This window comes from Pseudarthrobacter sp. MDT1-56 (genome assembly GCF_059383555.1).
Genome location: NZ_JBWZCK010000014.1, coordinates 43,005 through 55,798 on the forward strand (window position 1 = coordinate 43,005; position 12,794 = coordinate 55,798).

The 12,794-nt window shown below is 66.8% G+C and carries 12 protein-coding genes; 9 read left to right on the forward strand and 3 right to left on the reverse strand.

Annotated elements, in window-relative coordinates; all coding sequences use genetic code 11:
• Positions 1-49 precede the first annotated feature (49 nt).
• Together AC50YC_RS17675 and AC50YC_RS17680 are read right to left on the reverse strand one after the other, a co-directional pair.
• A complete protein-coding gene (locus AC50YC_RS17675) occupies positions 50-751 on the reverse strand; it encodes an SCO1664 family protein (protein WP_494954599.1) in 702 nt (233 codons plus the stop codon).
• 13 nt (positions 752-764) lie between these two features.
• Positions 765-1,430 carry an MSMEG_4193 family putative phosphomutase gene (locus AC50YC_RS17680; protein ID WP_494954600.1) on the reverse strand — a complete coding sequence of 222 codons (666 nt, stop codon included), beginning with the start codon at positions 1,428-1,430 and terminating at the stop codon, positions 765-767.
• Between the two features lie 53 nt (positions 1,431-1,483).
• On the opposite strand from AC50YC_RS17680, the gene AC50YC_RS17685 reads away from it, so the two are divergent.
• The 4 genes from AC50YC_RS17685 (at position 1,484) to AC50YC_RS17700 (ending at position 7,105) form a co-directional block, all read left to right on the forward strand.
• Positions 1,484-2,872 carry a sigma 54-interacting transcriptional regulator gene (locus tag AC50YC_RS17685; protein ID WP_494954601.1) on the forward strand — a complete coding sequence of 463 codons (1,389 nt, stop codon included), beginning with the start codon at positions 1,484-1,486 and terminating at the stop codon, positions 2,870-2,872.
• A gap of 45 nt (positions 2,873-2,917) precedes the next feature.
• The gene (locus tag AC50YC_RS17690) at positions 2,918-4,921 is read left to right on the forward strand and encodes a vWA domain-containing protein (RefSeq protein WP_494954602.1); all 2,004 of its coding nucleotides are present in this window, start codon (positions 2,918-2,920) and stop codon (positions 4,919-4,921) included.
• A gap of 234 nt (positions 4,922-5,155) precedes the next feature.
• Positions 5,156-6,013 carry a phosphatidylinositol-specific phospholipase C/glycerophosphodiester phosphodiesterase family protein gene (locus tag AC50YC_RS17695; RefSeq protein WP_494954603.1) on the forward strand — a complete coding sequence of 286 codons (858 nt, stop codon included), beginning with the start codon at positions 5,156-5,158 and terminating at the stop codon, positions 6,011-6,013.
• A gap of 45 nt (positions 6,014-6,058) precedes the next feature.
• Entirely contained in the window at positions 6,059-7,105 is a 1,047-nt protein-coding gene (locus AC50YC_RS17700; protein ID WP_494954604.1) for a hypothetical protein, read from the forward strand.
• Between the two features lie 56 nt (positions 7,106-7,161).
• On the opposite strand, the gene AC50YC_RS17705 is transcribed toward AC50YC_RS17700, so the two are convergent.
• Positions 7,162-7,491, reverse strand: coding sequence for a hypothetical protein (locus AC50YC_RS17705; protein WP_494954605.1), 330 nt, complete (start codon positions 7,489-7,491; stop codon positions 7,162-7,164).
• 163 nt (positions 7,492-7,654) lie between these two features.
• Here AC50YC_RS17705 and AC50YC_RS17710 point away from each other — a divergent pair, with 163 nt between their 5' ends.
• The 5 genes from AC50YC_RS17710 to AC50YC_RS17730 all read left to right on the forward strand — a co-directional run bounded on the left by AC50YC_RS17710 (position 7,655) and on the right by AC50YC_RS17730 (position 12,790).
• On the forward strand, positions 7,655-8,863 hold the full coding sequence (locus tag AC50YC_RS17710; protein WP_494954606.1) for an MFS transporter: 1,209 nt from the start codon (positions 7,655-7,657) through the stop codon (positions 8,861-8,863).
• Positions 8,864-9,539: 676 nt separating this feature from the next.
• Entirely contained in the window at positions 9,540-10,223 is a 684-nt protein-coding gene (locus AC50YC_RS17715; protein ID WP_494954607.1) for a GntR family transcriptional regulator, read from the forward strand.
• A 125-nt stretch (positions 10,224-10,348) separates the two neighbouring features.
• Entirely contained in the window at positions 10,349-11,095 is a 747-nt protein-coding gene (locus AC50YC_RS17720; RefSeq protein ID WP_494954608.1) for an SDR family NAD(P)-dependent oxidoreductase, read from the forward strand.
• Positions 11,088-11,777 (forward strand): carboxymuconolactone decarboxylase family protein, encoded by a 690-nt coding sequence (locus AC50YC_RS17725; protein WP_494954609.1) that lies wholly within the window; start codon positions 11,088-11,090, stop codon positions 11,775-11,777. Before AC50YC_RS17720 ends, AC50YC_RS17725 begins: the two co-directional genes overlap by 8 nt.
• The gene (locus AC50YC_RS17730; RefSeq protein ID WP_494954610.1) at positions 11,774-12,790 is read left to right on the forward strand and encodes a TAXI family TRAP transporter solute-binding subunit; all 1,017 of its coding nucleotides are present in this window, start codon (positions 11,774-11,776) and stop codon (positions 12,788-12,790) included. Before AC50YC_RS17725 ends, AC50YC_RS17730 begins: the two co-directional genes overlap by 4 nt.
• Positions 12,791-12,794 lie beyond the last annotated feature (4 nt).

The following is a 12,794-nucleotide window of genomic DNA, read 5'->3' on the forward strand; positions in this document are numbered from 1 at the left end:
CGTTCCGAGGCCTGCCGTACCGGAACCGGACGTGCGGAGGAGCATGCGATCAAACGAGCGGCCACGGGTAGCGCATGCCGGTGCGGTCAACCGGCAGCACTCGCGCGTGGAGCAGTCGCTGGACGCGGTGTTGCAGGGCGCTGACCTCTTCGTCGTCCAGGAGCTCGACGACTTCGAGAGGCACGGCCTCTGCGAGCGGGGCGATGCCCTGGAGCAGGTCATCGGGGATGGGTTCGCCGGCGAAGTCCCAGATCACGGTGCGCAGCTTGAAGCTTGCCGAGAAGCACAGCCCGTGGTCGATGCCCCACACCCGTCCGTCGTCGCCGCGCAGCACGTGGCCGCTCTTTCTGTCCGTGTTGTTGGCGACGTAATCGAACAGTGCGATCCGCGCCAGCTCGTGGTGGGTTTCGGGGGCGTCTGCGTACAACGTGAAGTAGTGCTCCTGGAAGTCGCACTCGATGAACCATTGCAACGATCCGATCCCCAGGGGCGCCTCCTCACGGATCACTGTCGGCGGCACGAGTCCCCACGCCAGGGACTCGCTGAGCAGGTAGGCGGCGCGTTCCCGCCGGAAGAGCCCGGGCGCGAAATCGGACAGCGGCCTTTCCCCGGCCTCCGGCTTGTAGACCGCATACGCGACGTCGTCCCCGCAGGAAACCTGGACGAAGAACGTCTCGTTGCTGCTGCGCGGAATGCGTCCGAGCAGTTCAACGCGGCCCTCGGCGAGCAGCGTCAGCTCCCGGCCGGACACCGGCTGCCCCGTCTCACGACGCCCTCAGCCCGCTGAGCGGTTCCGAGGTCGAATTCACCATCATCACCGCGGGTGCCTGGCCCTCCACAAACGAGATGGCCGACACCGAGCCTGGGCTGATGACGATGCGCTGGAAGAGGTCCAGCGGGGTGCCCAGGGCATGGGCGACGGCGGCCTTGATGGGGTCGGCGTGGGAAAAGCAGACGACGACACCCCCGGCGTGCGCTGCGCATAGTGCCTCTATCGCTCCGACGATCCGTGCCTGCATTTCCGGAAAGCTCTCGCCGTCCGGGAAGCGGAATGCGGAAGGACGGTGCTGTACGGTCTGCCATTCCGGCAGGGCCGCCAGGTCGGCGATCGCGGCGCCCGTCCAGTCGCCGAAGTCGCACTCGAGCAGGCCGTCGTCGTGCTTCACGTCAAGCCTCGTGCGGGCCGCCGTCGGCTCCGCCGTCTCGCAGGCACGCTCCAGTGGGGAGGAATAGAGGGCGTCGATCGGAAGACCAGCGAGCCGTTCAGAAACCCGTTCAGCCTGGGCCCGGCCGCGGTCGGAAATATGCAGTCCCGGAGCCCGCCCCGGCAGCACCGTTCCCGTCGTCGGCGTCTCCCCGTGGCGCACCAGAAGGAGGAGCGTGCCCTGCGGTTGGGGCTCCAATGAAGGTCCAGGCGTTGCTGCAGTCATCAGATTCAGCCTAGGGGGTGCCATGGTCCCGAGGCGAGGTCTACGGTGGAGGGGTGAGTGATCGCCCCGATATCTTCACTGTTGGTGAACTGCGTGCCTCCGGCCACGTGCACAAGGACCTGCGCCGCGAAATCCGCGACAACCTGCTCGCCGCGCTCGCCGCCGGCCGCGACCCGTGGCCCGGGATGTTCGGCTTTAGCCGGACCGTGCTGCCCCAGCTCGAGCGCGCACTGCTTGCCGGGCACGACGTCGTCCTGCTCGGCGAACGCGGTCAGGGCAAAACCCGTCTCCTCCGCACCCTGGCCGGGCTGCTGGATGAGTGGTCGCCGGTGATCGAGGACTCGGAACTGAACGAACACCCCTACGAACCCATCATCGAGCACTCCCGCGCCCGCGTCCTCACCGAGGGGGACCGGCTGCGGGTGGCGTGGCGGCACCGCTCGGAACGCTACGTCGAGAAGCTCGCGACGCCGGACACCTCCGTCGCGGACCTGATCGGCGACGTCGACCCGATGCGGGTGGCCGAGGGCCGCCGCCTCGGGGACCCGGAAACCATCCACTACGGCCTGGTCCCGCGTTCCAACCGCGGCATCATCGCCATCAACGAACTGCCCGACCTCGCCGAGCGGATCCAGGTCTCGATGCTCAACGTGATGGAGGAACGCGACATCCAGATCCGCGGGTACGTGCTGCGGCTGCCGCTCGACGTTCTCGTGGTCGCGTCCGCCAACCCGGAGGACTACACCAACCGCGGCCGGATCATCACGCCCCTGCGGGACCGCTTCGGCGCCGAGATCCGCACCCATTACCCGATCGAGCTCGACGACGAGGTCGCCGTCATCCGCCAGGAGGGCCACCTGGTGGCCGGCGTCCCGCCCGTCATCCTCGAGATCCTGGCCCGCTACACCCGGGCGCTTCGGCAGTCCCCGGCGGTCAACCAGACCTCCGGAGTATCCGCGCGGTTCGCTATCGCCGGTGCCGAAACCGTCGCCGCGGCGGCCCTGCGCCGGGCCAGTGTGCGCGGGGAGGACGAGGCGGTCGCCCGGATCATCGACCTGGACGCCGCCGTGGAAGTCCTCGCCGGGAAGATTGAGTTCGAATCGGGGGAGGAAGGGCGGGAACAGGACATCCTGGACCACCTCCTGCGTATGGCCACCGCGGAAGCCGTGCGGGCGCACTTCCACGGCATCGATATGGGTGCGCTCGTGGCGGCGCTGGACGGCCACACCTCGGTGACCACCGGGGAGCTGGTCACCGCGCGGGAGTTCCTCGAAAACCTTCCGTCCCTCAACGGATCGCGCCTCTACGACCAGATCAGTGAGCGGCTGGGCGCGACCAACGACGGGCAGCGCGCCGCCGCCGTCGAACTGGCACTGGAAGGTCTCTACCTCGCCCGGCGGATCTCCAAGGAGACCGACGACGAGACGACGATCTACGGGTAAGCAGTACCAGGCCAGGCAGTTCCAAGGCCAAGGACAGGAGGGCCCATGAGCGCTCACCACCGGTCCCGGTACGGCCGGTACACGGGAGGACCGGATCCGCTCGCCGCGCCGGTGGACCTGGCGGAGGCGCTGGACGCCATTGCCGAGGACGTCATGGCCGGCTACTCGCCCCGGCACGCCCTGCAGGAGTACCTGCGCCGCGGCGGCCGCAGCCGGGAAGGGCTTGACGATCTCGCCGGCCGCGTGCAGCAGCGGCGCAGCGACCTGCTGGGCCGCCACCGGCTGGATGGCACCCTCAACGAAGTGCAGAAGCTCCTTGACACCGCGGTGCTGGAGGAGCGCAAGCAGCTGGCCCGCGACGCGATGATGGACACCACCGACCGCGCCTTCCGGGAGATGCAGCTGCAGAACCTGCCCAAATCCACGGCAGCGGCGGTCAACGAACTGGCCTCCTACGACTGGCAGTCCAGCACCGCCCGGGAAGCCTACGAGCGGATCAAGGACCTGCTGGGCCGCGAACTCCTGGACCAGCGGTTCGCCGGCATGAAGCAGGCCCTCGAGAGCGCCACCGATGAGGACCGCGCGGCCGTGAGCGAGATGCTGCAGGACCTCAACGAGCTGCTCGGCAAGCACCGGCGCGGCGAGGACACCGACGCGGACTTCCGGGAGTTCATGGCCCGGCACGGCGACTTCTTTCCGGAGAACCCGCAGTCCGTTGAGGAACTGGTGGACGCGCTGGCCCAGCGCGCCGCCGCCGCCCAGCGGCTCCTGCAATCCATGTCCGCCGAGCAGCGCGAGGAGCTCATGCAGCTCTCCGCCCAGGCGTTCGGCTCACCCGAACTCATGGCCCAGCTCGGCCAGCTCGACGACAGCCTGCGCGCCCTGCGCCCCGGCGAGGACTGGACCGGCTCCGAACGCTTCGAGGGGGAGGAAGGGCTCGGTCTAGGCGACGGCACCGGTGTGCTGCAGGATCTCGCCGAACTGGACGAGCTGGCCGAACAGCTCTCCCAGTCCTACAACGGCTCGCGCCTCGACGACCTGGACCTGGACGCCCTCGCCCGCCAGCTCGGGCAAGATGCCGCGGTGACGGCCCGCACCCTCGCGGAGATCGAGCGGGCCATGCACGACGGCGGCTTCCTGCGGCGCGGTGCCGACGGCGATCTCCGGCTCTCACCACAGGCGATGCGCAGGCTTGGCAGGTCGCTGCTGCGGGACACGGCCCAGCAGCTCTCCGGCCGGCAGGGGCGCCGGGACACGCGGGTGGCCGGGGCGGCGGGGGAGCAGACCGGCTCCAGCCGCCAGTGGGAGTTCGGCGACGCCGAACCGTGGGACGTCACCCGGACCATCACCAACGCGATCCGCCGGACCATTGCCGACGGCGGCGATCCGCGCCGCGGGTTGCGGCTGGATGTTGGGGACATCGAGGTGACGGAGATAGAGGCCCGCACCCAGGCCGCGGTCGCACTGCTGGTCGATGTGTCCTTTTCGATGGCCGCCGAGGGTCGCTGGCTGCCGATGAAACGCACCGCGCTCGCCGTGCACCACCTCGTCTCCACACGGTTCCGCGGCGACCGGCTGCAGCTGATCACTTTCGGCCGCTCCGCGCAGTCCATGGACATCGGCGAGCTAACCGCCCTGCCGGCCCTGCGGGAGCAGGGCACCAATCTGCACCACGGGTTGCTGCTGGCCGGCCGGTTCTTCCGCCAGCACCCGTCGATGCAGCCCGTCCTCCTCGTGGTGACGGACGGAGAACCCACCGCGCACCTGCTGGCCGACGGCGACTCATGGTTCGCGTATCCACCGGACGCGGAGACCATCCGCGTGACGGTGGCCGAGCTGGACCGCCTGGGGCGTGCCGGCGCGCAGGCCACGTTCTTCCGGCTGGGCGACGACCCGGGCCTGGAACGGTTCGTCCAGAAGATGGCCCGCCGGATCGACGGCCGCGTCGTCGCACCCGAGGCCGGCGATCTGGGGGCTGCCGTGGTGGGGGAATACCTCCGGGCCCACTTCCGCGGACGGCCCTACGACGAAGGCGACTGGGCCCAATAGAACGCTGTTCGAGACGCAACCCGGTGACCGGGCGCGGATGAGAGTTTCTGAAGAAACGTGTACTGGCAGGGCCTCCCTCAGCCCCACCACGCCAATGATCCTTCCCAGTTCATCCACCAGCCACCAACACGCCCTCCAGCGTTCTCCCGCGACCAGCAGTCTTTTCACGCCCCCTTTTGCCCGGCACGTCCCCGTGTGCCGGGCGGAGAATCCCCTGTCTTTAAGGAGTACTCCGTGTTCGTGAAAAGCACCCTTGCCGCCGTCGCCGTCCTCGCCTCCCTGGCCGGGGCAGTAGCAGCCCCTGCCCAGGCAGAGGCAACCAAGCCGGCTCCCGTCGTTGTCGGCCAGCCGCTCGCCCAGGCGCATGCGCACAACGACTATGAGCATGATCGCCCACTATTCGATGCGCTGGAGCATGGCTTCACCAGCGTGGAAGCGGACGTGTGGCTGGTGGACGGCGAGCTGCTGGTTGCCCACGACCTGGAGGATGTCCAGCCCGGCGTTACGCTCGAGAGCCTCTACCTCGATCCGCTCCAGGACCTGGTCCGCGGCCAGGGCCACAGCGTCTACCCGAAGTGGAATGGCAGCCTGCAGCTTCTGATCGACATCAAGAGCGACGGCGAATCCACCTACGCCGCAATCGAGCAGGAACTGGCCGAGCACCGCGACATCATGAGCCGCTACAGCCACGGCGCGACCAAGACCGGCCCGGTCACCGCGGTCATCAGCGGAAACCGCCCGCTGGCCACCATGCAGGCACAGGAGAAGCGCTTCAGCTTCTACGATGGCCGCTCCGCAGACCTCACCTCCGGAAAGCCTGCCGACCTGATGCCGCTGGTCAGCGACAACTGGACCAAGCTCTTCACCTGGCAGGGCGTGGGCCCCATGCCGGAGGCCGAGCGCGCCAAACTGCGCGACTACGTGGCCGGGGCGCACGCCAATGGCTACCGCGTCCGCTTCTGGGCCACCCCGGACATGCCCGGCACCGCACGCGAAGCCGTCTGGAACGAACTCTTCGACGCCGGCGTGGACCACATCAACACTGACGACCTCGCCGCGCTGCAGCAGTTCCTGACCGTCCGCGCGGCCTAAGCCGCACGCCTCTTGCCCAACCCCGCACTGAAGAGGAACACCGCCATGCCTTCAAAGACCATCAAAACGACGACGGCGGCAGCCGTCCTGGCGCTGGGCCTCATTGCGTCCCAGCCCGCCACCGCCACCGCCGCAGAGAACACCGCCGACAGCCAGGCGTTCACGTTCGGCGTGATCGGCGACATCCCCTACGGCGAGGCCGAAATCGCTCAGTTCCCCGCCCGCATCCGTGACATCAATGCCGACAGCGCGCTGAAGTTCGTCACCCACGTGGGCGACATCAAGAACGGCTCCTCGGTCTGCTCGGACGAGTACTACGAGAACATCCGCACGCAGTTCGACACCTTCGAGCACCCGCTGGTCTTCACCCCGGGCGACAACGAATGGGTGGACTGCCATCGCACCAACAACGGCGCCTACAACCCGCTGGAACGGCTCGACAAGCTGCGGGATGTCTTCTTCGACGAGCCGGGCAAGACCCTGGGCGCCACCATGCCGGTCAAGACCCAGGCGGACGTCGGGCTGCCGGAAAACGTCCGCTTCACCCAGAACCGGGTGGCGTTTTCCGTGCTGAATATCCAGGGCAGCAACAACTCGCTGCAGCCGTGGACCGGCCTGGGCGAAACCACCGCCACGCCCGAGCAGTTGGCCGAAGTTGAGCATCGGACGGACGCCGTCCTGGCCCAGATCCGCAACACCTTCGCCGACGCCGAACGCCGCAACGACCGCGCCGTTGTCCTGATGACCCAGGCAGACATGTTCGACCCGTCCCTGCTCGCCGCCGCGACCGCCAACCCGGACACCATGTCCGGCTTCCGCGAAATCGTGCAGGCCATCATCGACGAAACCAACAGCTTGGACGCCCCGGTTTACCTCATCAACGGCGACAGCCACGTCTTCGCCGAGAACCAGCCGCTCGCGGAGGGCTCACCCTGGCTGGACATCTACGGCCAGCCCGCCGCCGATGACCTGCAGCGCATCACAGTGGACGGATCCGCCAACGCCACCAACTACGTCAGGTTCACCGTCGCCGGCAACAGTGCCGATGGCGCGGACGTTCTGGCTTGGGAAAAGGTCCCCTTCAGCCAGTAGGCACCAGACGTAAGCGGACGACGGCGGGAGGTGCCGCCGTCGTCCGCTCGCCAGGATCACTCCTGGGCGCTGAGGTTCCAGTGGACTCGGATGGCCTCAGCAATTGGGCCAGCGGTGACGTCGACCCGGAAAGCAACGGGCGCGGTCCCGGTCTCTTCGATGACCGAGTCACGGTAGACCCGGCCGCAGGAGGGACACAGGGTGTAGAGGTCCTCATCCGCAGGCCATTCCGCCAACTCGGCGGGAACCGGGCTGTTGTCTCCGATGTAAATGGGGACGCCTTGTGAGTTGGCCTGAATCAACCCGTCCTTGCTGACGGTGTTGCCGCACACGCAGGTGATGGTGGTGACATCATGATCGATCACATCGGCGGTTTCAGAGTCCATGATGACCCTCCCGGGCGCTGGAAGAGACGGTTCTGGTATCAGCTTATGTCGGCATAAGGTGGGTTGTCGGCAAATTGAAATGCCCAGTCAACTTTTTTCTGACAAAGGCGGAAACGCAAGAGGCGCAAGGGTGCTCCTCACCTCCCGAAGGACGGAAGAACGCATGATGCCCGCTGCCACCCGGAACGCGCCGGACCGCACTGCCAGATTCGGCTTCGCTTTCATCGGTGTTCTGCTCATCGCAGTAAACCTTCGGGTGTCCTTTGTCAGCGTGGGACCGGTACTCGGGAACATCAGCAGCGACCTTGAGTTATCCAGTGCCGCAGCGGGGTTCCTCACGGGTCTTCCGCTCATTGCTTTCGCAGTCTTCTCCCCGCTGGCACCCGGCTTCGCTTTCCGTCTGGGTCTGGACCGGGCACTGTGGATGTCCCTGCTGATCCTCGCCTCGGGCATCGTGCTTCGCTCCTTGCCCTTGCCCGGCGTCATCTGGGCGGGCACCGCACTGATCGGCTTGGCTATCGCATTTCTCAATGTCCTGGTGCCCTCCCTGGTAAAGCGGGACTTTCCGATGAGGGTCAGCCAGGTCACCGGAGGCTACACCGCCACACAGGCCGCCTTCGCCGCGATCGGGGCAGCCGTCGTCGTTCCCGTGGCACAAACCTCCCCGGCGGGTTGGCGGCTTGCCCTTGGAATCTGGGTGGGACTGGCTCTCATCGCCATGGCGGTGCTCCTGCCGTGGCTGCGCCGGCCCAGCAAAGGCACCGCGCGCGCCAGCACGCCGGAGGGTGCCTACCGGTCGCCCTGGGCCTCAGCCTTGGGCTGGCAGGTGACAATCTTCATGGGACTGCAATCGATCGCCTTCTACGTCCTGATGGCATGGTTGCCCACCATCGAACAAAGCCAGGGGGTACCCGCCACTACTGCGGGCGTCCATCTGTCCGTCTTCCTGCTCATCAGCGTGTTCGCCAGCCTTGCCACAGGGGGAATCCTTCACCGCGGTCCGGACCAGCGGCTTGTATCCTTCACGAGCAGCGCGCTCACGTTCGTGACGTTTCTCGGGCTGGCGCTGGCGCCGGACCTCGTATTGCTGTGGGTCGTTCTTGGGGCAATCGGGTGCGGGAGCCTCATTGTCATCGCTTTGTCGCTGTTCAGCCTCCGGACCGTAAATTACCCGCAGGCAGCGTCATTGTCGGGCATGGCGCAATCCCTCGGCTACGGTCTGGCTGCGGCGGGGCCGGTGTTGTTCGGGGGTCTTCGCGACCTCAGCGGGGGCTGGACGCTTCCGCTCCTCGTCACAGCGGGCCTTATGGCGGTTCTCGCCGTGATGGGGCTGCTTGCCGGGCGTGACAGGGTGATCAGCGTGTCAGCTTGATATGAGGTCCATCGTGCGGGCCTGTTGGGCTGCCGCGGCTCTGTCTAGACTTGAATTGCGCCGGAGCAGACGCACGAATTCGTTTCGGAAGGGTGAGGATCATGACAGACCGCAGCGACTCTGAATTGCCTGCAGATCAGGCGTCCAGAAAATTGGAACCAGAAGAATCCCCAGACGCTACATCCCAAGCCCGGCGCGCCTCGGCCGGTGCAGACCTCCAGGCCGATGACTCCCGCAGCGGTGCAGATGTGGGAGAGGCGGTCGATACCGCGGAGTCAGGCACCAGTGCGCAGGGGGATCACTCGCATCCCGAACGGGCCAAGACAGGCGAAGCGCCTGTCGAGCAGGTGTTCAACGACCCCGCTATGACCAAGGGGCAGCGGACCGTGACCGGCTCGCCATTAACGACCGGGGGCGTACCGCCTGGACCTTCACCTGCCGAAGCCGGGTCCGGGGGAGCCCAGTCTGTTGTTGGGGCTCGGGAATCGGACCGTCTCGCGGCAGGAGAGCCGCCGGCCGCGGGCGCGCCTTTCGAAACCGAAACGTAAGATCCGCAACCAAAGCCGCGGGGCCAGTCCTAGCGTTCGAACCCGGGGTGTGTCCGGCAGTGGATAACGGCCACGGATGCCGCCAGTTAGAATTCAGGGGTGAAAGCAGACGTGTTGGCGGTGGCGGCGTGAGCGAGGACGCCGCGAAAGAGTCCAGGCGCCCTCCCACCGCCCAGGCTTTCGTCCTAACCGAGCTTCGCCGCGCAATCATCGCGGGGGAATTCCTGCCGGGACAGCCGCTGCGTCAGAACACTCTCGCCGAGCGATTCGGTGTCAGCCGCGTTCCGGTCCGCGAAGCTTTCAAAGTCCTCGAAAGCGAGGGCCAGGTGGTCTACGAGCCCCACCGCGGCCACAAAGTCGCCAGCCTGTCGCTCACGGACCTCCTGGAGGTCTACCGGCTCAGGAAGCTGCTGGAATCCGAGGCCGCCCGGGTTGCCGTAGGGTACCGGAGCGACGGTGTACTCGCCGCGATGAGGACGGCCGCCCGGGACGTTGAACTGGCCAGCGCCGCCGGTGATCTGCTGAAGATGACCGAGGCTAACCGGCGGTTCCACTTCGAACTGTTGGCAGCGGCCCGCCTGCCGCGTCTGGAACGGATCGTTCAGGTCCTGTGGGACGCGACTGAGGCGTACCGGTTCGTGTACTACGGGGCGGAGAGCAACCGGGCCAGAGTGGAGCGCGAACATGCTCGCATTGTCCAGGCTTACGCGGAGGGGGACGCCGAGCTGCTTGTCGCGCTGATGGACGAGCACCGGGAGCATGCCGTGGATGCTCTCCGTACTTTCCTGGACGGGAAGATCAGCCAGACTTAATAAAGTTGTGTGACATGGGTTACATCCGATTACAAAATTGGATACATTATCCAAATGGTCTTTCGAGTAATCCGCAATGACGCGGCCTTCACCGCTGGTGTGGCACAACCGCCCACCGGAACGTCGTGGCGTCCGTGAACGACTGGCTCGGGTTGAGTGGTGCCCGGGTGCTGGTTGCCGGCGCCGGTGGAATCGGGAGCGCCTGCATTGCGGAATTCGCAGCAGCAGGGGCAAGCGTGCTCGCGGTTGACCGCGATGACTCCCGGCTGGCTGCCCTGGGCCAGGGCGTGGCCACCGAACGCCTCGACCTCACGTCCACGGAGGGCTGCGAGGCTGCCGTTGCAGCAGCCCAGGAACGGCTCGGCGGGCTCGACGTCCTGGTGCACTCCATCGGCGTCAACCACCGGGTGCCGATTCTCGAAACAGCGGATGAGGACTGGAACCGCATCCTGGAACTCAACCTCACCAGTGCCTTCCGGCTGGGCCGCGCCGCCGGCCGCGTTATGGTCGGGGCCGGCTTCGGGCGCCAGATCTACTGCTCGTCGGTCTCCGGCATCCTGGCACATCCCGACCACGGTCCCTACGCAGCCAGCAAAGGCGGCATCAACCAGTTGGTCCGGGTCATGGCCCGCGAGTGGGCCTCCCGCGGAGTAACGGTAAACGCCATCGCCCCCGGCTACGTGGACACGGAACTCACCAGGGCGCATCTGGACCGCCCCGGGGTACGCGAGCACTACACCTCGATGGTCCCGGCCGGCCGCCTCGGTACGGTCAACGACCTCACCGGTCCCGTACTCTACCTGGCATCCCGCCAGGCGGCGTTCGTCACCGGTCATGTCCTGTACGTGGACGGGGGCAGGACCCTTGTCTAAATCGACTCAGTGGGAAGCTGGCGCTCCGGGATCCGCCCGCGGCGGCCGCTTTCCCCTCCTCGCCCCCCACGAACTCTCGGACCAGCAGCGCGATCTGTATGGCGCGATCGCCGGCCCACCGAGGGGAAACGGCCCGTTTTCCATCGTCGACGAAGCCGGCCGTCTCAGCGGCCCCTTCAACGCGCTGCTGTACTCGCCGGCGATTGGAAATGCAGTACAGACCCTGGGCGCCGTCCTGCGCTTTGGCGGGTCATTGCCGGACCGCACTCGGGAACTGGTCATCTGCGCCGTCGCCGCGGAACTGGAGTCCGCCTACGAGTGGTACGCGCACAGCCTGGTCGCCACGAGCGTGGGCATCAGCGGCACAGAGCTGAAGAAGCTGCACGACGGCGACATCCCGGACACGCTGAGCGCGGACGAAAGCGCGGCGCTTGGCCTCACGAGTGCCCTGCTGCGCGGCAAAACCGTCGGCCCGGAAGTACATGCGGCCGCACTTGAACATTTCGGAGAGGCAGGCATTACGGAGCTTTCGGTGCTGGTGGGGTACTACCGCCTGCTGGCAGGCATCCTCGCCGCCGGAGATGTTCCCGCGCCGCCGGCCGCCACCGGAGAAACGCTCACCAGGCCAACTGACATTCATCCAACCAACACCATCATCACTACCCAGGGAGAACAACCATGACCGCAATGACCATCCCTGCCCGGAGGCGCATGCAGCGTCTGTGGGCGGCAGCAGCCCTTGTACCGGCAGTTTTCCTCACCGCGTGCGGTAGCCCCGCTCCCAGCGGCGGTGGCGGTGGCGGCGGTGCGTCGGGCCAGGGCGGCACGTTGTCCATCGCTACGGGCGGCACCGGCGGCGTCTACTATCCGCTGGGTGGTGGCTTCGCCACCGTGATCGGGGACAAGGTCGAGGGCTATAACGCCACCGTCCAGGAAACGAACGCTTCCGTGGACAACATGCTGCTGATCGAGAACGGGTCGGCGCAGCTTGCCTTCGCTGTGGGCGACGTGGTTTCCGATGCCGTCAAAGGCGAAGGCGAATTCAAGGGAAAGCCCCAGGAGGTCTGCTCCCTTGGCAACATCTACAACAACTTCATGCAGGCCGTCACCGTTGACGACAAGGGCATCCAGAACGTAAAGGACATGGCGGGCAAGGTCGTCTCGGTCGGCGCGCCCAGCTCCGCCACCGAGGTAGGGGCGCTGCGCATCCTTGAGGCCGCCGGAATCGATCCGACCTCGGGCATCCAGCGCCGCCAGCTCGGAGCGGCTGAGACTATCGCTGCGCTGCGCGACGGAACGATCGACGCCGGATTCTGGTCCGGAGGGCTGCCCACCGGCGCGTTGATTGACCTGGCCGGCGACGGCGACATGAAGCTGCTGCCCATCGGGGAGTACGCGGACCCGCTCGCGCAGAAATACGGCGCTTACTACGTGAAGCAGGACATCCCGGCCAACACCTATGAGGGGCAGACCGAGGCCGTCCCGGCGATCGCTTCGCCGAACATCCTGGTTGCCAGCAAGAAAATGGACCAAAAGCTTCAGCAGGACATCACCACCGCCCTCTTTGACAACAAGGAGGCCTTGATCAAGGTCCATCCGGCAGCCAGCGAGATGGATCCGGCCACCGCGGGGAAGGTCGCCTTCGTGGAGACCTGCCCAGGTTCGAAGGCCTACTTCGACAAGGCCGGAAGCTAGGACC